Origin of the sequence: Psychrobacter immobilis (assembly GCF_904846285.1) — a bacterium.
GTDB classification, from domain to species: domain Bacteria; phylum Pseudomonadota; class Gammaproteobacteria; order Pseudomonadales; family Moraxellaceae; genus Psychrobacter; species Psychrobacter immobilis_D.
The window spans coordinates 93200-112567 of the sequence record NZ_CAJHAD010000007.1; the positions used below are offsets into that span (position 1 = coordinate 93200).

The 19368-nt window shown below is 43.1% G+C and carries 17 protein-coding genes; 3 read left to right on the top strand and 14 right to left on the bottom strand.

Translation table 11 applies throughout. The features are described from left to right. The first annotated feature begins 114 nt into the window (after positions 1-114). On the top strand, positions 115-1050 hold the full coding sequence (locus tag JMX13_RS06285) for a DUF1853 family protein (protein WP_201611083.1): 936 nt from the start codon (positions 115-117) through the stop codon (positions 1048-1050). Positions 1051-1083: 33 nt separating this feature from the next. Here JMX13_RS06285 and JMX13_RS06290 read toward each other — a convergent pair whose 3' ends face one another. The 7 genes from JMX13_RS06290 to JMX13_RS06320 form a co-directional block, all read right to left on the bottom strand. Further along, positions 1084-1614, bottom strand: a complete 531-nt coding sequence (locus JMX13_RS06290) for a DUF2726 domain-containing protein (RefSeq protein ID WP_201611085.1) — start codon at positions 1612-1614, stop codon at positions 1084-1086. 326 nt (positions 1615-1940) lie between these two features. Continuing rightward, on the bottom strand, positions 1941-3170 hold the full coding sequence (locus tag JMX13_RS06295) for an SPOR and LysM peptidoglycan-binding domain-containing protein (RefSeq protein ID WP_201611094.1): 1230 nt from the start codon (positions 3168-3170) through the stop codon (positions 1941-1943). A gap of 296 nt (positions 3171-3466) precedes the next feature. Beyond that, a complete protein-coding gene (locus JMX13_RS06300) occupies positions 3467-4834 on the bottom strand; it encodes a bifunctional folylpolyglutamate synthase/dihydrofolate synthase (RefSeq protein WP_201611096.1) in 1368 nt (455 codons plus the stop codon). Positions 4835-5047: 213 nt separating this feature from the next. After that, positions 5048-5944: an acetyl-CoA carboxylase, carboxyltransferase subunit beta gene (gene accD, locus JMX13_RS06305; protein WP_413786304.1), complete on the bottom strand. Its 897-nt coding sequence runs from the start codon at positions 5942-5944 to the stop codon at positions 5048-5050. A 358-nt stretch (positions 5945-6302) separates the two neighbouring features. Next, positions 6303-7127 carry a tryptophan synthase subunit alpha gene (trpA, locus tag JMX13_RS06310; RefSeq protein WP_201611100.1) on the bottom strand — a complete coding sequence of 275 codons (825 nt, stop codon included), beginning with the start codon at positions 7125-7127 and terminating at the stop codon, positions 6303-6305. Between the two features lie 141 nt (positions 7128-7268). After that, positions 7269-8543 carry a tryptophan synthase subunit beta gene (gene trpB, locus JMX13_RS06315; protein WP_227686236.1) on the bottom strand — a complete coding sequence of 425 codons (1275 nt, stop codon included), beginning with the start codon at positions 8541-8543 and terminating at the stop codon, positions 7269-7271. Positions 8544-8642: 99 nt separating this feature from the next. Then, positions 8643-9326: a phosphoribosylanthranilate isomerase gene (locus tag JMX13_RS06320; RefSeq protein ID WP_201611102.1), complete on the bottom strand. Its 684-nt coding sequence runs from the start codon at positions 9324-9326 to the stop codon at positions 8643-8645. A 226-nt stretch (positions 9327-9552) separates the two neighbouring features. Here JMX13_RS06320 and JMX13_RS06325 point away from each other — a divergent pair, with 226 nt between their 5' ends. Next, positions 9553-11196: a cryptochrome/photolyase family protein gene (locus JMX13_RS06325; protein WP_201611104.1), complete on the top strand. Its 1644-nt coding sequence runs from the start codon at positions 9553-9555 to the stop codon at positions 11194-11196. Between the two features lie 61 nt (positions 11197-11257). Here the strand turns inward: JMX13_RS06325 and JMX13_RS06330 are convergent, their stop codons facing one another. Continuing rightward, on the bottom strand, positions 11258-11512 hold the full coding sequence (locus JMX13_RS06330; RefSeq protein WP_201611106.1) for a hypothetical protein: 255 nt from the start codon (positions 11510-11512) through the stop codon (positions 11258-11260). Between the two features lie 240 nt (positions 11513-11752). Further along, a complete protein-coding gene (locus JMX13_RS06335) occupies positions 11753-12493 on the bottom strand; it encodes a DUF4230 domain-containing protein (protein ID WP_201611108.1) in 741 nt (246 codons plus the stop codon). A gap of 661 nt (positions 12494-13154) precedes the next feature. On the opposite strand from JMX13_RS06335, the gene JMX13_RS06340 reads away from it, so the two are divergent. Beyond that, entirely contained in the window at positions 13155-14873 is a 1719-nt protein-coding gene (locus tag JMX13_RS06340; protein WP_201611110.1) for a proline--tRNA ligase, read from the top strand. A 77-nt stretch (positions 14874-14950) separates the two neighbouring features. On the opposite strand, the gene JMX13_RS06345 is transcribed toward JMX13_RS06340, so the two are convergent. From JMX13_RS06345 to JMX13_RS06365, 5 genes are all read right to left on the bottom strand, one after another. Beyond that, entirely contained in the window at positions 14951-15352 is a 402-nt protein-coding gene (locus JMX13_RS06345; protein WP_201611112.1) for a lysozyme inhibitor LprI family protein, read from the bottom strand. Between the two features lie 106 nt (positions 15353-15458). Next, entirely contained in the window at positions 15459-16331 is an 873-nt protein-coding gene (queF, locus tag JMX13_RS06350) for an NADPH-dependent 7-cyano-7-deazaguanine reductase QueF (RefSeq protein ID WP_201611121.1), read from the bottom strand. Between the two features lie 75 nt (positions 16332-16406). Next, entirely contained in the window at positions 16407-17180 is a 774-nt protein-coding gene (locus JMX13_RS06355; protein ID WP_201611180.1) for an ABC transporter permease, read from the bottom strand. 44 nt (positions 17181-17224) lie between these two features. Continuing rightward, positions 17225-18187 (bottom strand): ABC transporter ATP-binding protein, encoded by a 963-nt coding sequence (locus JMX13_RS06360; RefSeq protein WP_201546332.1) that lies wholly within the window; start codon positions 18185-18187, stop codon positions 17225-17227. 388 nt (positions 18188-18575) lie between these two features. Next, on the bottom strand, positions 18576-19238 hold the full coding sequence (locus tag JMX13_RS06365; RefSeq protein ID WP_201611123.1) for a c-type cytochrome: 663 nt from the start codon (positions 19236-19238) through the stop codon (positions 18576-18578). Between the last annotated feature and the right edge of the window lie 130 nt (positions 19239-19368).

Below are 19368 nucleotides of genomic sequence, written 5' to 3' on the forward strand. Positions count from 1 at the left end.
TCGGCAAAATACATACTGCCAGATGATTACAATCTTAACATATTACGATTGCCTATAGACTTTCAGCCAGTGAAACGCTAGGGTAAATACTGTATGTTTACTTTGGTTTGACCTATGTCTGAGCTTAAGACTCTACGCACTGAAACTCTCGCAACTCATGCACCTTGGGAAACTTACCGGCGACCTTACGTACGTGATTTGGCCTACGTACTTGCATGCCCTAACCTCTTGACGGAGTGGTTAGATTTCGCACCGCACCAAAATACCCATGCTATCTTCGTACATAGCGCAAGCTTTTGGAGACAGCAGTTTGAAGCCTATCAGCGGCGTTTAGAAGAACTGGATAGCACCAATGCTTATCAGGCGCTGACCCGCTATTTATTAAAACGTCCGAGCCCCAATCGCTTGGGTTTTCACTTTGAAGGCTTGTTATCGTTTTGGTTACAAGATGGCTTTGCGCGCAAGTTGCATCCGTATGAGACGCTTGCTAGTAACGTACAGTTATACAATGGGAAACAGACGATTGGTGAGTTGGATTTGATTTTGTACAATCATAAAGAACACCTAATGGAACATTGGGAATTGGCGATTAAGTTTTTTATGGGCTCCCCACCTTTTGAGCCGATCAATTGGGTTGGTATCAATTCCAATGACAATCTACAGCGCAAAATGACCCACATGCAAACCAAGCAGTTTTGTAGCGTTTGGGTGGATACTAAAAATCATGGAAAGGTGAAAATTGATAAGCGCTATGGCGTGATAAAAGGGCGGTTTTTCTTACCAATGAGCATCACTTGCTTCGTCTCTCCTCGTTGGTTAACATCCAGCTTCCCCATGCACAAATGGTGTGATAAGACCGATAGCGCAACGATTGCGACGATTGATATAGCCGCATTGCGCGCCGCTCACTATATAGAATGGTTTAGCAAGCGCGACTTCTATGATGGTCGCCAGTTACCACTTGTAACGTCTGAAAATGGTATCTTAAAAACAGGACTATACTTCGAAGGTAATAGACCAATTGTTATTTATCCTAGAAAGCCCGACTAAGCAAAAGATAAAGGTTAAGTTTTTACTATAATCCTAATAACTCTCAATCACCTGCATCAGCTCATATCTCAGCATATCAGCACTCGGCATACGCTCGGCATGAAAGCGCACGATAGCAATACCGGCACTGGCAAGCGCTTTATCCTTTTTATCGTCCGCCTTTTGCCGCGCTTTACTATTATGCGTCCAATCATCAAGCTCGATGGCGAGCAAAGTAGTCTGAGCATCGATATCAACAATGACATAGTCGACGCTTTGACGACAAATACGATTGAACCAAAAGCTACGTTCGGAGGTTTCACTGCTATTGGCTTCGATGATGCGTGACAGCTGAACTTGGACAAAGATATGATATTCGGGCAAGGCATTTTTTAACTTGTTAAAAAATATCACTTCCGTGTTCGTCATGATAGGCATTGGCGCAAAGGGCCAAATAGCCAGCTCATCACCGCGCACAGGTGGCGGCTCAGGCTCAGCGGCCTGTTTGTTAGAAAACAGTTTTGGCAGGGTAATTAGCCCTACAAACCCAACCGCCAGTATTAAAAATATAACGCCAAATGACATGGTTTTACCTTATAGATAATGAAAGCTGTCAGGTACGTGTCATGATGATGTCATTAAAGTGACGACACATAGCCAACCGTAACACGGCAGCCTTTGTAGGCTGACAGGTTATACAGTACAGAGAGGAACAGAAAGAAACAGGAAAGAGCGGCGCTCATCGTAACCAAGCTTGCCCAAATCGGCAAACGATAAAACAAAAAACACGACAATAGATGTCGTGTTTGAATAAAATTAGTAAGAACGATAAAAATATCAATGAGCCTAATTAAAATTGTGCTGTTTATTTAGCGATAATGGCCATCATATTGCAGCAACTTAAATTCATTTTAGCGCCAATATAAAACCCAAGCACTGGTGGTATTAACTTTTGGGTCACTATTAATCTTATCTTTTAATGCCAATGCGGCCACTTTACCACGCTCAGGACCAACGACAACGCGTACGCCGCGACTGGTAGTACTGGTCCTAACTTGATAACCCGCAGCTTGGAATTTCTTTGCCAACTCATCAGCTTTGGCTTGGTCATTTGCCAGTGCCACTTGCACCCCAAAGCTACCTTTAGCATCGGTTTCTTTTACTTCTTTACGCGCTTCACTAAGTTTTTGCTGTGCTTCACGTTTGGCATCGGTCGACTTCTTGGCTAATGCTTCTTCTTTTTGATGCTTGTCTTCACGCGCTTTTTCAGCCGCTGCCGCCTCACGTGCTAAGCGATCAACCTGCTGACGAGATGGAATGGTAATATTTTGACCCAGTTGTAGAGATGTCGATGGCGAAAGATTATTTGCTTGTGCCAATACCTCTACCGGCATATTGTATTGCCTTGCCAGTTTAATCAGCCCATCGCCTCTTTTTACTTGGTAATCAGATGGCGATTTTGGGACTTCATTTTTAGCTACTTGCGCTGCCTCACGCTTTTTCTCAGCGGTAGCTTGCGCATCCGCTTGTTTTTTGGCGTCTGCCTGTTTTTTAGCTTCAGCTTGTCTTTTTGCCTCAGTTTCCTTTTTACTGTCTGATAATTTCTTAGCAGCCGCTTGTTCTTTAAGAGCGGCTTGGCGCTGAGCTTCTTGTTGCGCTTGTACAGCTTTTTGCTGCTGACGAGCATTTGCATCATTTTCAGTTAAGGCAGTCGTCGTACTGCTATTAGTATTAGGCTTTACCGTTGGCGTTATAGCATTATTTTTTTCTGCTTCTAGCGTTTCAGTATCTTTAGCCGCTGGTGCGCTACTGGCCATATATTGCTGACTTTCGGCACGGGCTTTTGCCAATGCTTGGGCTTCAGCCGCTTCTTGTTCACTTAAAAACTGCTGAGCGCGCTTTTCTTGTTCAGCAACCCGAGCGGCGCGCTCTTTTTGTTTTTGTGCCAAGATGCGCTTTTCAGTCTCGATATCAGTCGTCAATGGCTGCGGAGACTCTTGCGCGGGGCTTGGTTTATCTATCATCGCTGATGCTGGTTGAGGTTTGTTGCTATCACCAATTTGTTGCACCATGGCGTATAGCATCACGCTACCGCCTATAATCATCCCAATGCCCAATAAGGCTTGTCTCGAAAAGTTCATCCGTTTACGTCTCTTAGTTGGTAATAAGGTTGATTGAGCGGCGCAACTGTCGTTTAAAAACTGTTATTTCAAAAATGTCGTCTCAAAACTATGCTTAAATAGCTTTAATAAACAGTCTTGATAGTTAAATAGTTGCCATTGCCGCCGGTTACGTCCATTCATTTTTAAATATCATGCGGAGCTTCTATTTCATAGCATTGTATAGCAGGATGCTAAATCAATTTGATTATAAAGCATATTTTTCCTACTGTCTGCCATCATGCTACTGCTAAGACTAACATTAAATAAGCACGATTTTAATTTAAATTATCAACCGCAAGTGCCGCTAGCGCTTCGCCAATCGTATGGAACGAACCACATACGACGATTAAGTCTTGCGCATGACTACCATCTATAACGGCATAAGTCGCTTCTGATAAACGTTTAAATTCATGTATTTGCGCACTATCAACGTAGCTTGCTAATATACCTTGCAGCTGCTCAGTGCTCGCCGCCCGAGGATAATCAATCTCAGCGATATACCAATCACTAATGGGCAATCCCGCTTCGGTCAAACGCTGCACGACTTTATTGATATCTTTATCGCCTAACATAGAAAATAGCATTTTAATGCTGGCAAATTTACTAGTTACTTGTTCGGAACTATTTTGCTTCGCTAGATGCTGTTGCCAAAGCGGTAATAATTGCGCCAACAAAAACTCAACACCTTGCTCGTTATGTGCTACATCAAATAGCCAATGACGATTATGGGTCTTACGATAATCAAAACGACCAGCCAGCTTGACCGTCTGCAATGCCTGTTCGATAGCACTTTTATCAATATTTAATGGACTTGCTAGCACCGCTGATAAAGCATTAGCGGTATTAGTCAACGATAGCGCTGGGCGCGGTAGTTGCATGGTGACGGCAGCATTACTATATTGCCAAACGTCGGTATCCACTTCACGATAATCAAAGGCTTGCCCAGCTTGATAACAGCTTGCCTGATGCGTATCAATCGCTTGTTGCACACTAGCTGGCATCGCAGTAGCACCATAAACTAAGGTAATGCCATCGCGTAAAATACCCGCTTTTTCACAGCCAATATCTTCGACATTATCCCCCAGCCAATCGACATGATCGATAGCGATATTAGTAATCACCGCCATATCAGGATCAATGATATTCACCACATCTAAGCGCCCACCTAGCCCAACTTCTAACACCCAGACATCGCAATCTGCTTCAGCAAAGATTAATAATGCGGCAAGCGTTGTCATCTCAAAAAAAGATAAAGTTAAAGCACACTGTAAACGCGCCGCCTCTACCTTGCTAAATGCATCAATTAATGTCTCATCGCTGACCATCTCGCCATTGATGCGCACCCGCTCGTTAAATACACTCAGATGCGGTGATTGATACAAGGCGGTCTTATAACCTGCCGTTTGACACATCTGCGCAATGACAGCGGTTGTCGAACCTTTACCATTGGTGCCCGCCACAGTAAACACATAAGCATCGTCTTTAGCTGACTGTACCACGCCTAACGCCTCAGCAACCGGCAATACTCGTGACAATCCCATATCTATCGCCGAGACATGAATCTGCTGCATATAATCGAGCCATTCGCTCAAACTAGAATGTGTAGTGGGAGTATTAGGCTTAGAAACTAAAGAGTCAGACATGGAAAGAACCTATATTAAAATAGTCAATTAGAAAATATTCATTTAAAAAATAAGGACAGTATATAACTACCTGACCAAAAAGCAAAAATAGCATTTACCGTCATTGACGATAAATGCTATTCGTTAGCTTTATATAATTGGCAGAATTTAGCATGCTACTAAATAGTACGCAGTGATAAATTCAATCACCTATTTGTTGAGTAGCTCAGTATATTAAGCATCAACATTAGGTACGCGGCATAGCTTTGCTAGCAAGCGATAGATGGTATCAATCAACTGATGACGATGGACTACCTCATCAACCACGCCGTGCTCTAACAAGAATTCAGCGCGCTGGAATGGCTCTTCTAGTGTTTCACGGACGGTTTGTTCAATCACGCGCTTGCCAGCAAAGCCAATCATGGCTTTTGGTTCTGCTAAATGGATATCACCTAGCATAGCAAGCGATGCCGTCACTCCGCCATAGACAGGATTGGTCAATACCACAATATACGGTATACCAGCAATTCTCAAACGTTCAATCGCTGCGGCAGTTCGTGCCATTTGCATCAATGATAGCAGACCCTCTTGCATACGCGCACCGCCTGAGGCAGCAAAACAAACCAAGGGTACTTTATCTTCAAGGGCTTTTTCGGCCGCTTGGACAAAACGGTCACCAACCACTGACCCCATAGAGCCACCCATAAAGCGGAAGTCAAACGCACAGGTTACGATATTGAGATTGCGCAGTTTGCCGTACATCACAATCAGCGCCTCAGACTCACCTGTCTTTTCTTGTGCTTCCGTCATACGCTGCGGATACGGCTTACTATCGACAAAGCTCAATGGATCTTTGGCAATAAACTCTTGTCCTAGCTCACCATCTACTTGATCGAGCAACCAGTTTAAGCGCTCACGAGCACTCATCGGTAAATGATGATCACAATGCGGGCAGACGTAACAATTAAAAATCAGCGCCGTATTGGTAATCATGGAGTGACAGCTACTACACTTGGTTGACGGTTCGGTCTCTACCGCTGTCAAAGGCGCAGTCAATTGGTGCTTAATGCCCGGTATCGGACGATTAAACCATGATTGCCCAGCAGTATTAACATTGTTAGAAGTAGTCATATCAGGTTTTATTATCGTATCAGTCATAGTATTCGCCATTATCAAAGGCTTATCGACAAGTTGGCTCGTTTACTTGTCCCTAAGAGTCATTTTATAAGAATCAGTTTAAAAGTCACATACCTTCATAACATGAGCAGCTATAAAGCACGCTTACGCGCAACTGTAACAATTTATATGTGATGTTAGTTTACACACGTAAACTAACTTTAGCAAAGTCATTTGACGGTGTCTTTATAAACATTGTTATAAAAGTTGTGATAAACCTTACTACAAAACCGCTATCGACCCTCTTACGAATAATAAGACAATGACGTTGCTAAGCCATTCACACTTTGATGCCAATACCTTCGATATAATATTAGACCGTCAAACTATCGAGTGCGCCGCGTAGCTCGTCCATTTTCGCCATGATTTTTTGCTGAGCAGCCGTCACCGCAGAGGCGTCGCTTGCATCTATATCAGCGAAGTTCTGCACCAGCGCACTACCAACAATAATACCATCGGCATGCTTACCAATCGCTTTGGCGGACGCTGCATCACGAATACCGAAACCCACGCATACTGGCAAGTCAGTCTCGGCTTTAATTGCTTGTACTTGGGTAGCAACATCATCGGTATCTAGCGTTGCTGAGCCAGTGACACCTTTTAAAGACACATAATAAATATAACCACCGCAATGAGTCAGTACTTGCTCACGGCGCTCAGGTAAGGTTGTTGGTGATAATAAGAAAATCTCATTCATCGCATGCTCAGTTAAATGCTGAGTAAAGCTACCCGCTTCGGCTGGCGGCAAATCAACCATCAAAATGCCATCAACGCCTGATTGCTCACATAAGGCGACAAAGTTATCATAACCAATGATTTCAACGGGATTGAGATAACCCATGAGGATAATCGGCGTCTGTGTGTCTTGCTGACGGAATTCTGCGACCATTTTTAAAGCGTCACGCGTACTGGTACCTGCTGCTAATGCTCGCTCGCCAGCCAATGCGACCGTTGGACCATCTGCCATTGGATCAGAAAACGGCAAGCCAACTTCAATCATATCTGCGCCATGCTTAACCAAATCATGTAACAAACCAACAAAGCTATTAGGTGTTGGATCGCCTGCCATGACATAAGGAATCAGGGCTTTTTTATTTTGGGCTTTTAACGTCTCAAAAGTGCTTTCAATTCGGGTCATAGTGGTCTCTTAATTATTATTAGCTGAACTTTCGACTCTTTATTTGATAAATAATCTTCATTAGAAAATTCTTACAAAATAAAGACTACTAAGTCATTTTTCTGATAAGGAATCATTCAATTACTACTAAAACAATGGCAACTACAACTCAATCCCTTCTGCTTTCATCACTGAATGCAAATCTTTATCACCGCGACCTGACATATTCACAATGATGGTTTGATCAGGTGTCATTGTCTTAGCCAGTTTCAAGGCATAAGCAACGGCATGAGCAGATTCAAGCGCAGGGATAATCCCTTCTTTACGTGTCACTTCATGAAAACCTTCTAATGACTCTTTATCGGTACAGCCAACATATTCAACGCGCTTCATATCTTTTAAGAAGCTATGCTCAGGGCCAACGCCCGGATAATCAAGACCTGCAGAGATAGAGTGCGTCTCTTGAATTTGACCTTCATCATCCGCCATCAAATACGTACGGTTACCATGTAGCACGCCGATACGACCAGCGGCTAATGGTGCGGAATGACGACCGGTTTCAATACCGTCGCCTGTCGCTTCAACGCCATACATCTTAACTTCTGTATCGTTTAAGAAATCAAAGAACAGACCAATAGCGTTTGAGCCACCGCCAACACAAGCAACCAACGCATCAGGTAATTTACCAGTCATTTGCAAATGCTGAATACGCGCTTCTTTACCAATAATCGCTTGGAAATCACGTACCAATAGCGGATAAGGATGCGGGCCTGCAACCGTCCCAATAATGTAATAAGTGCTATCCACATTGGTGACCCAATCGCGCATGGCTTCATTCATCGCGTCTTTAAGCGTACGCGAACCAGAGGTTACTGGCACAACCGTCGCACCCAATAAACGCATACGATAAACGTTCATCTTTTGGCGCTCGACATCATCGGCGCCCATATAAACGATACATTCTAGTCCTAAACGCGCGGCGATAGTCGCTGTCGCTACGCCATGTTGACCTGCACCCGTTTCAGCAATAATACGTTTTTTACCACTCATCTTGGCAAGTAGCGCCTGCCCGATGGTGTTATTCACCTTATGGGCGCCCGTATGGTTTAGATCTTCACGTTTAAAGTAAATCTGCGCACCGCCTATCTCATCACTCAAACGCTTGGCATGATAAAGCGGTGTTGGACGACCGACATAATTAACCAAATCGTTATGATATTCTTCCCAAAACGCCGGATCGGCTTTTACTTTGGTATATAGCGCCTCTAGCTCTTCTAATGCTGCCATCAGCGTTTCAGAAACAAAACGTCCACCATGAACGCCGAAATGTCCACGCGCATCAGGATATTGGTTAAAGTCTTGTACGTTTTCTGGATTGGTAAAGGTATTGATGGCTTTAGCAGTGGCAGATACATCTTTGCTCGCGACATGACTCATGATAATTCCTACTATAATAAGTGGTATTTTTAGAATAAATAAGGGGGAAATATTTTACGTAATTAGCTATTTCACGGCTAGAATTTCACGGCTACAAAGCTAATTACTTATATTCGAAGGTTCGCTAAGCGTCTCGTTTTGCCATCGGTCGCGTTTGACCGCTTTCATAAAGGCGCGCATTTTAGCAGCGTCTTTTTTGCCTTTCTCAGACTCAATCCCGCCGCTGACGTCAACGGCATAAATAGGCAGCTCTAAAGTAGCAGCGACATTATCGGCGTCAAGCCCACCCGCTAAGATAATAGGCAGCGAGCTGTCTTGCGGTAGCAAACTCCAGTCAAAACGTGCACCTGTACCGCCATACTTATGAGGATGATAAGCATCTAACAAGATACTGTTCGCGCCAGCGGCAGCAAACTCATTAATCTCGGCACTTACGCTAGCAGCGGTGTGCTGTTCCGTATTGATACGCAACGCTTTTATCCAGCGCTTATTGACCGCACTTGCCAGCTGCTGACACTGCTCGGGCGTTTCATCACCGTGGAATTGAATGATATCAAAAGAGACACGGTTTGCCAGTTCAATCAGTTCTGCTCGCGGCATATTTACCACCAATGCCACGACACTTATAAAAGCTGGCAAAGAAGCACTTAGCAATTGCGCCTGCTCGATAGTAACTGCGCGCGGACTCGGTGGATAAAACACCAAGCCAACGGCATCGACACCCAACTGAGCAGCAATTTTAATATCACTAGGCTGGGTAAAACCACAAAACTTAACCTGCATAATGTGACCTTATATATAACACTGAGTAGATATAACACTAAATATGATGTTGATAAATTGGCTTGCCTACAATAGCGGACAATAAATACTGATTGCCAACGCTAAAAAGCAAATATGATGATTTGTTAATTGAATGGCAAATCCATTGCATCCAAAAACTTATCCTAGCATACTTTTATTCACAGTTTTGTTTATGATTGCGATTGATTAATATAGGAATAGTAGAATGTCTGAAACGGTCGCGGAAACGCCTCATCACACTGCTAGCAATAATACGACGAGCGTAAACCCAGCACATTATTTAATGTGGTTTCGTCGTGACCTGCGAGTTCATGATAATACGGCATTGGCCGCGCTTTGCGAGCGTGCAAATGAGGATAACGCCTTAGTAAGTGCTATTTTCTTTATGACGCCTGAGCAATGGTACGCGCATGATATGTCACTTCCTCAGTTCGACCACATCGCCCGCACCTTGCCAATCTTAGCAACCTCTTTGAAAAAACACTTGAATATCAACTTAACCTTACAGCTCTGTGCAAGCTTTTCTGACTGTATTGGGTCGCTAACCACGTTGTGTGAGGTAAATAATATCAGCTGCGTAATGGCCAATCACGAATATGAAGGTAATGAGATTGACCGCGATAGAGAACTAACCAAGCAACTAGAAAACAATGATATTGAATTCATCCGCTGGCACGACCAATGTATCTTGCCACCAAAAACCATCACCACCAATGACGATAGCATGTATCAAGTCTTTACCCCATTTTATAACAAATGGCGACATACTTTAGACGTTAGCAGCTTACAAACACACCAAGCCATGGCGGTAAATAACCAGTCAAAAACCACCCTAAAAACTGCAAAAGACAGCGCTCATACTATCAGAGACATAGAACAACTAAGTAATAAAGCCGTCAAAGATTATCAAAAACTGTTAGAGACTGCCGCAGATTATCAGCACCTTAATACTGACACTCAGCTTGACCAAGCTAGGACGGCGTATCCTGCGGGTGAAGTGGCTGCATGCCAACGTTTAGAGGATTTCATCGCTGATGATATTGATAACTATGACATAAGCCGTGATGTGCCAAGTTTACAGGCGACCGGCCAGCTATCAGCCTACCTGACTATTGGGGCAATCAGTCCAAGACTTTGCTATATACAAGCCACAAAAGCCCTAGAGAAATTACAGGGTAATGATAGCGACAATTTTGATAGCTTTGATAAGTCCGATAACAATGATATTAATCGATGGATAAGTGAGTTGGCTTGGCGTGACTTTTATCGTCATGTTTTAGATTATAAGCCGGAGCTTATTCGCCATAAAGCGTATAAAGAAGAGACCGATAACAAGATCAACTGGTCATATAATCAGGATGATTTTAATGCATGGTGCACAGGTAAGACAGGCGTGCCATTGGTCGATGCGGCGATGCGCTGTCTCAATGCGACAGGTTTTATGCACAATCGCTTGCGCATGGTGACGGCAATGTTTTTGACCAAGGACTTACTGATTGATTGGCGCGTGGGCGAGCGTTACTTTATGCAGCAGCTAATAGACGGCGACTTTGCGTCAAATAACGGCGGTTGGCAATGGAGCGCGTCGACAGGCACGGACTCAGCGCCCTACTTCCGTATTATGAACCCTTTTAGCCAAGCTAAGACCCATGATCCTGATGGGTTATTTATTAAGACATGGCTGCCAGAATTAAAAGACGTTGCAAGCAGTATTTTGCATTCAGAAGAAAAGTTACGTCAAGCAATCAACAGCGCCGATATGTTTAACAAACTAGATTATCCAGCACCAATGGTTGAGCATAAACTAGCCCGGCAATTAGCGATTGCTGAATTTAAAAAACATTCATGAACTTAAAAAACAGTTATGAGTTTAAAAAACCCGTAAAGCTGATATGTTTCAGGAGAAAGCGTTAGCTGTCTACTTTAGCTATCTTTTGCGGCGCACTGCCAGTTTGTACCAAACTACTTTGTGCCGCCTTAGCATTACCCGTATCGATAGCCGGCTTTACTATTCGAGTCTGAATCGTATAAATGGCATACGCTAGACAAGTAAAGCTTATAATGAGCAGCACCCAAGTCGCAAACGACAGTGACTCTTTTTCTTTGCGGTGTTTGGTTAATTTGCGCTTCTCATGAGCAGACGGCTGATTATTAGGAGTTGTCATAGATGCCACCTCTTACATTATATAAGCTTATTTTAACGACAGCATTTATAAGGCTGTCGTTAATAATAAATAAGTCCTGCTATATAATATAGTAACCCTATTAACCATAATTTCAAGCAACATCTGTTAATCGGCGTAGCGGTTCGTCAAAGTATTTTGAGTTAACTACTCGTACTAACATATTCTAGCCCTAAAACCTTGCGCTTCTTATTTGAATCTAAGATTAATAAAACCTAAGCATTAAGCCGTTGGCAATTGGCACGCCCCTGCGCCCTGCGTGGTTACCGTTACGACGGCGCCAGTCAATGAAAATAACTGCTGCAATTGAGTTTGTGCATTTTCTAATGCCATATTCATCACGTCACCGCGGCAAGCACGCTCAAGCACTTCTTTTTTTGCCATACTTTGCGCTTGTTGCAAAATCTTTGGATCGACCTGCATCATACCAAAAGCGCCCGTTTGCCAATCATAGATTTCGATATCGTCTAGATAAACCGAAAATATCTCTGATGGCGGCAAGGTAATAGTGATTTTCGGCATCATTGAGACGGGCGTATTAGCATCAGCTTCCTGCACCTTATCAACATCAATCTCAGGCTGCACCACCTGTACCATCTCAGGCGTCAACTGACTCAAATCAATCCCCGCTTCTACGCGCCCACGAGCGATAAACAAGCCTTTTTGCTCATCTTGCCACAGCTTCATCCAATTGCCTGGTTTTTGGCTAGTGATAACCGTATCGACACTAAACGCCACCGTCTCTAAACGATTTAATTTCTGGATTTGCATCACCACCCCTTCACGGGTAATGGTTTCTATCGGTTCTTCTTTAGTGAGGTTTTGTAGGCTATAAATCGCAAAAGCGAGCGCGGCTAAACCAATAAGCAATACTAGCCACGACATCAGTGCGATAGGTTTTTTCACTTGCGGACGATTGCCGTTATTATTACCCACAGGAGAGTGGTTATCAGGGTTGACCATGTAAACTACCTCAAGGTTTTATATTAATTTTTATCAGCATTGAATTGCTAAACATTAAACCTTTAATGCTATTTGTTTAGAACGATTTCAAGCAGTTACTACCAATCCTCAACACAATCATATTTATAATCTACTCTCTACAAACTGCTTTTAAATAACAGTTGATATCTCTCTATCTATACAAGAAAAGTTACTAGCCATTCTTTCACGTTAAATAAGCCTAACTTTGACTAGCGACTTGCCAAAAAATAACTAATTTTCGACCTAATAAGCGGCTTATTTTTAACAAATCAGGCCGGTTTATATAATGTTTGGGATGAAACAACAAAAAGTCATTGCGTCTTAGGCGAACTTTACCTAACATAGTCAGATTGTATAAGCAAAATGTTGGCATGCACCTATTTTTCTGGCTTTTATGCTGAGAATATGATGCTGTCGATATTGATGTATTGATACAAAAATAAAAGTTCCAACCTTTTTGCAAGGTGTTTTATAGACGCACTTTCTACAAAAGTACTGCTTGTTGCAGTACTTTTTGGCTAGGCAGGTCCTAGACTATTACAAAGTGATAAAAGGTAAGCTGGCGTCGGCCATCAAAGCACACGCTCAATATCCTCCTATTTCTTATTTATTTTATCGTTGATAAGGTTATGCTTTATTTATGAAAGCCAGTCAATTTTTGTTTGCCACGCTAAAAGAAACTCCCAGCGACGCTGATATCGCCTCAAGCCAATTAATGGTGCGAGCAGGTCTTATTCGTAAAATCGCCTCTGGACTATATATCTGGTTGCCAATGGGTTTGCGCGTGTTGCAAAAAGTCGAACGCATCGTTCGCGAAGAGATGCAAAACGTCGGCGCTCAAGAAGTGCTGATGCCAATGACTCAGCCTGCCGAGCTTTGGCAGACGACCGGTCGTTTTAATGATTATGGTCCTGAGCTATTGCGCTTCAAAGACCGTCATGACCGCGATTTTGTCTTGGGTCCGACGCACGAAGAAGTCATCACCAACCTTGCTCAAGGTGAGCTGCGCAGTTATAAGCAGTTACCGATTACCTTTTTCCAAATCCAAAATAAATTCCGTGATGAAATTCGTCCACGTTTTGGCGTGATGCGTGCGCGTGAATTCACTATGAAAGACGCCTACTCGTTCCACGTTGATCAAGCCTCATTGGCAAAGACTTACCATGACATGTATGACGCTTATACGCGCATCTTTACCCGTTTGGGTTTAGATTTTCGTGCCGTGCAAGCAGATACCGGTTCTATCGGCGGCTTTGCTTCGCACGAGTTCCATGTGTTGGCAGACAGCGGCGAAGATGATATCGCATTTTCTGATTCTTCTGATTATGCGGCCAACGTAGAACTTGCTGAATCGGTGATCATCGCTGAGCGTCAGCCACCGAAGATGGAGCGCGAAGACGTCTTAACGGAAGATATGACCACCTGTAAAATCGTTGCTGAGCATTTAGGCGTACCACTAGAAACCACAGTTAAAACCTTAATCGTTCATGGTCATACTGAAGAAGGTGAACCGCAGTTAATCGCTATCGTCTTACGTGGTGATCATCAGCTCAATACTATCAAAGCTGAAAAAATCGAAGAAGCCAATGTGCCGCTCACGATGGCCTCTGATGAAGAGCTTAAAGCCGCTGGTCTGCATAAAGGCTATATTGGCGTTAATTTGGATATGCCGGTATTTGTCGATCGTTCAGCCGCAACCTTGTCAGATTTTGTCACGGGCGCCAATGAAGTCAATAAACATACCGTCGGTATGAACTGGGTGCGTGATGCGAGCATTACTCGCGTCGTTGATGTACGCAATGTACAGGAAGGCGACCCCTCTCCTGATGGTAAAGGCAGCCTAAAAATCAAACGCGGTATCGAAGTGGGTCATATCTTCCAGTTGGGTGATAAGTACTCACAAGCGATGAATGCGACTGTATCTGGTGAAGATGGCAAGCCTGTCACCCTAATGATGGGTTGCTACGGTATTGGTGTTAGCCGCATTATTGCTGCTGCTATAGAGCAAAATAATGATGAAAACGGCATCATGTGGCCAAAAACGCCAACCGCTGATGATTCAATTGCGCCGTTTGAAGTGGCTATCATTCCGATGAAGTCAAAAGAAGAAACCGTCATGCAGACGGCGACCGCGCTGTATGAAGAGCTAAAAGCCCAAGGCATCAATGTACTACTTGATGACCGTAACGAGCGTCCAGGCGTTAAGTTTGCCGATCTTGAATTGATTGGTATTCCGCATCGTATCGTGGTTTCAGACCGTAACTTGGCTGAAGGTAAATACGAATACGTCAATCGCCGCGAAACGGAAAAGCAAATGCTTAGCCGCGAAGAAGTCATGGCGAAAGTAAGCGGCAAATAGTTTTTCAAAAAAAACTATGCCATAAAAAGCGCCTATCTCATTAAATGAAATAGGCGCTTTTTTATGTCTAAAATAAACTATTTAATATTATATTTCTTAGCAAGGGCTTTACTGCGTTTCTGTGTCTCATTAGCGGTACAAACATTAGCGCTAATCTGGGCGTACACCACAGAATTATTCATTGGACCGTCATATTCAAAGTCACACTTCTGATTGCGGGTCTTTAACCATACGCGCTGTTCTTTATCCAAGCGCTGTTGATGTGTCGTATTCAAAGTACGATAAACACTCTGATAAATTTTATTAAGACGGTTTTTTTCGACTATAATTGCATTGTTACCACAATCATAAGCCTTTTCCATATACGCATTTTCACAGTTATAGTGATTTTCAACAAATGCAGCCTGTAATAACTGCAAGGGAGAAAGAGACAAAATAGCAGTCCCTAGAGCGGTTAAAAAGCCAGTTTTTAACTTCATAGCTGCATCTCAATAATAATAAAATAAGGTTTATTGAGTATAGAAAAGAATGCTCATCTATGAAAGCTAAAAATCTCAATTATTAAACATAATAATGAACATTCATTTACTGCCGAATCAAGCGACTTGGTTTAGGTAGCAAGGTTATATCACTGACACGGCAAGGATTGATATCGATACCGCCACGGCGCGTATACCAAGCTCTAACCATCAGCTCACTTGGCTCATAATATCGACTCAAATCAGCAAATATCTGCTCAACGCATTGCTCATGAAAGCCATTATGCTGACGGAAACTTAAGATATAACGTAGCATGCTCTCTTCATCGACTGCCTTGTTACTGGTAATAGAAACCGCCAACGTGCCCCAATCTGGCTGATTGGTCACCGGACAGTTACTACGCAGTAAATTAGAATAAAAGCTAAAAATTTTGCCAGCTTCTTTTTCAGAACCTACTGAATCACTTACTAATAGTGACGCATCAGGGTGTTCCGTTAGCGCTACTTTCTCGCTGCTATTTGCAAGTGCCTCATCAATACAGACACCATTAGGCCGTGCAATGAGTAGCCCTGTTGCCTCAAAATGTAAGTTGTCATTCTCTAAGCTGAATAACTCAACCTCTACTGCTGCTTGTACGCAGGCTGATAAGTCTTTAGTAATCAGCGTTTGCACCTCTGACCAGTCGGAAAATTCAGTAAAGTTGATACTATTTAAATAGAGCTTAAGTGATTTAGATTCGACGATAAATGGCGAGCTTGCCGGAATACCAAAGCGCGCAATAGCCACTTGCGAAACACCTTGCGTATTTAACCAAGACATCTCGAATGCCTGCCACCAATCGACGCCCACTTTTAGCTTATCATCTTGCCAGCCAATGACATCACGTCCCATACTACGGGCAATCGGATATAACATTTCTGGACTATATTCAGTCGGATAGTCGGTAGTTTGCTCGCCCAAAATACCGTGAATACTCATTGGCACTTCCTAATATTAAACATTAAAACATTTTAAATGACCGCTCACTCACTATAATAATTGAAGCGATCAGCACTACAAACGAATACGTGAACCATCACTTAATAAACGATAAGAGATGACATAAAACACCACGCAAAATACAAAAATCGCTACCATCGAATACCACACATTGACATCCGAATAGCCAAGGATACCGAAACGGAAGGCGTTGACCATATAGACGATAGGATTGAGTAAGGAGACGTTATACCAAAATGAAGATAAATTCTCCATCGAATAAAACACTCCACCAAGAAAGGTCAACGGTGTCAGTACGAAACTTGGAATAATAGTGATGTCATCAAATGAGCGTGCATAGGCCGCGTTAATAAAACCGCCAAGTGAGAACAAAATAGACGTTCCCAATACCGTAAATATCGTGACAAATAAATGCTCGATACCCAGCTTAGTAAAGAATAGGGCAACGATAGAAACAATAAGGGCAATAATCAGACCGCGGAAAATACCGCCGCCGATGTAACCCATTAATATGGCGTGTTTAGAGACTGGAGACACTAATAGCTCTTCGATACTGGCGGTAAATTTAGCACTAAAAAAGCTCGATACCACGTTAGAATAACTATTGGTAATCACCGCCATCATGATGAGACCCGGCACGATAAACTGCATATACGGCACACCGCCCATGTCCCCCACTCGCGAGCCAATCATCTTACCAAAGATGATAAAGTATAAAGCCATGGTAATAACCGGCGGCAATAAGGTTTGTGGCCAGATACGCAGAATGCGACGAATCTCTTTTACCAAGATAGTTTGAAAAGCAATCCACTTTTTGGCGCTAGACATCGTCTTATTAGGATCGATAGTAATTTCATGAGTGACGTCCTGTTTCATAATCCTGCCTCCTTCATACTGTCCTCATTCTGAATATTTTTATCCACCAACCGCATAAATAATTCTTCTAGGCGGTTAGACTTATTGCGCATGCTTGCAACCTTAATATCAAGTTTAGTCAGTTGCTCAAAAACACAATTGAGCGTCTCTCCTTCACTCAACGTCACTTCGACTGTCAGCTCATCGGGCTGGGTAATCTTTGTTACCTTATCAATGAGTAAAGGCTGGGTAAGCGGCTTAGTCAAATCCAACACAAAGGTCTCAACCGACAGCTGCGCCAGTAAATCTTTCATCTCAGTATTAATCCGAATCTCACCGTGATCCAAAATTGCAATGCGCTTACAGAGCTGCTCAGCCTCTTCTAGATAATGCGTGGTGAGAATTATTGTAGTCTTTTCTTCGATATTAATTTGCTGCATGAATTCCCACATCGAGCGGCGCAGTTCAATATCTACGCCAGCAGTAGGCTCATCAAGAATTAATAATTTGGGCTTATGAATCAGCGCACGCGCAATCATAAGGCGGCGCTTCATACCACCTGATAGCTCGCGCGACTTACTATCACGCTTATCCCAAAGACCCAATGCTTTTAGTAAGCGCTCAGCACGTGGCTTTGACTCTTTGGCAGGTATACCAAAGTAACCCGCCTGCGTTATCAGAATATCTTCTACTTTTTCAAACTGATTAAAATTGAACTCTTGCGGCACCACACCTAAGTATTGCTTGGCAACTGAAGGATTGGCTAATAGGTCAACACCAAAAATATTTACACTACCGCTGGTTGGCCTAAATAACGAGCTAATAATACCAATCATCGTCGATTTACCAGCCCCGTTTGGCCCTAGTAACGCAAAAAATCCACCTTGTGGCACCGTTAAACTGACATCTTTTAATGCCGAAAACCCGTTATCATAAGTTTTGGATAAGTTCTGGATAGATAGCGCTGGTACTTCAGACATGAATACCTCTTTATTAGTAATTTATCTATAAAAGAATATAAAAATTGAGTTGAGCAAATTAATATTCTGACCATTGCTCTCGTGTCTTGATGTGAGGCTAGTGCCGGCAGATTTCAACGCTAGTATGGCATAACGACTACATAACCATAATATTAACGATATTAATAATATCAATCATCAACCATAAAAAAACGCCTACCTCATTAAATGAAATAGGCGCTTTATAAGCTAACTATATATAAACGCTATTTAAAACACTTATATTTGAAAACAAGCTAAAGAATATTACGTTGAGTTTAAACTGCTAAACATAATAATGATAAGAAAACAGACCAAGAGACGATAACTATTTTATCGTCTCTTGGTCTGCTATATATTAATTGGCTAATTAGCTCGCTTCACCAACCATATAATCAACTGCGTTTTGTACTTCTTCATCAGGAATATCCGCGCCGCCTTTGGCAGGCATGGCATTGAAGCCGTTGATAGCATGGGTATACAAAGTCTCTTTACCTTTTGCGATACGAGGTCCCCAAGCACCAGCATCACCTAACATAGGCGAGCCAAGTAAGCCTGACGCGTGACAAGTCTGGCAGACAGCACTATAAACGGCTTTACCATCACGAGGACCATCGCCCGCTGATGGGCCAGCAGAACGTGCGGTCACGTCACAGACTTCATCGTCTTCAAAGCATACTTTAGCGACAGGCTGGATACGGGCAATCAAGTTAGGATACAAAGCAATCAGCTTTTGTACTTGCGGCGTGTCCTCTGGAATTGGCTCTTCAGCAGCGGCCATTGCTTCGGCTGGCGCATCTGTAGCGGTTGCGTCTGCTTGCGCAGTTTCATCAGTAGCTGTAGCGCTATCTGTGGTATCTGCAGCCGCTTGGGTATCGTCACCCAACTTTTGCGGTGCATTTTTGACAACGTCTTGCCCTTCTGCGACATCAGATACGGTTACAGGCGTGTCTACAACACTTTCGGCTTGGCTCACAGCGATACTAGCGATTCCTAGAATGGCAGCTGCCGATAACATAACTACTTTTCTCATTCGTCACGTTCTCTTATTGCGTATACAAGGGCCAACACGGCTTAGACATTCTGTCTGTCCTCCTTTGACAACCAAACAGTTATCAATAGCAAACAGCCATCCTGCATGCAGGCGCGCTTGTAATCGGTGA

Coding starts and splice junctions, on each gene's coding strand:
- JMX13_RS06290 (WP_201611085.1), bottom strand. CDS start 1,614: ATGTCATTTGGCGTTATATTTTTAATACTGGCGGTTGGGTTTGTAGGG.
- JMX13_RS06300 (WP_201611096.1), bottom strand. CDS start 4,834: ATGTCTGACTCTTTAGTTTCTAAGCCTAATACTCCCACTACACATTCT.
- trpB (WP_227686236.1), bottom strand. CDS start 8,543: ATGAGTCATGTCGCGAGCAAAGATGTATCTGCCACTGCTAAAGCCATC.
- JMX13_RS06345 (WP_201611112.1), bottom strand. CDS start 15,352: ATGAAGTTAAAAACTGGCTTTTTAACCGCTCTAGGGACTGCTATTTTG.
- queF (WP_201611121.1), bottom strand. CDS start 16,331: ATGAGTATTCACGGTATTTTGGGCGAGCAAACTACCGACTATCCGACT.
- JMX13_RS06365 (WP_201611123.1), bottom strand. CDS start 19,238: ATGAGAAAAGTAGTTATGTTATCGGCAGCTGCCATTCTAGGAATCGCT.
- JMX13_RS06320 (WP_201611102.1), bottom strand. CDS start 9,326: ATGCAGGTTAAGTTTTGTGGTTTTACCCAGCCTAGTGATATTAAAATT.
- trpA (WP_201611100.1), bottom strand. CDS start 7,127: ATGACCCGAATTGAAAGCACTTTTGAGACGTTAAAAGCCCAAAATAAA.
- JMX13_RS06355 (WP_201611180.1), bottom strand. CDS start 17,180: ATGTCTAGCGCCAAAAAGTGGATTGCTTTTCAAACTATCTTGGTAAAA.
- JMX13_RS06295 (WP_201611094.1), bottom strand. CDS start 3,170: ATGAACTTTTCGAGACAAGCCTTATTGGGCATTGGGATGATTATAGGC.
- JMX13_RS06330 (WP_201611106.1), bottom strand. CDS start 11,512: ATGACAACTCCTAATAATCAGCCGTCTGCTCATGAGAAGCGCAAATTA.
- JMX13_RS06340 (WP_201611110.1), top strand. CDS start 13,155: ATGAAAGCCAGTCAATTTTTGTTTGCCACGCTAAAAGAAACTCCCAGC.
- JMX13_RS06285 (WP_201611083.1), top strand. CDS start 115: ATGTCTGAGCTTAAGACTCTACGCACTGAAACTCTCGCAACTCATGCA.
- JMX13_RS06335 (WP_201611108.1), bottom strand. CDS start 12,493: ATGGTCAACCCTGATAACCACTCTCCTGTGGGTAATAATAACGGCAAT.
- JMX13_RS06360 (WP_201546332.1), bottom strand. CDS start 18,187: ATGTCTGAAGTACCAGCGCTATCTATCCAGAACTTATCCAAAACTTAT.
- JMX13_RS06325 (WP_201611104.1), top strand. CDS start 9,553: ATGTCTGAAACGGTCGCGGAAACGCCTCATCACACTGCTAGCAATAAT.
- accD (WP_413786304.1), bottom strand. CDS start 5,944: ATGACTACTTCTAACAATGTTAATACTGCTGGGCAATCATGGTTTAAT.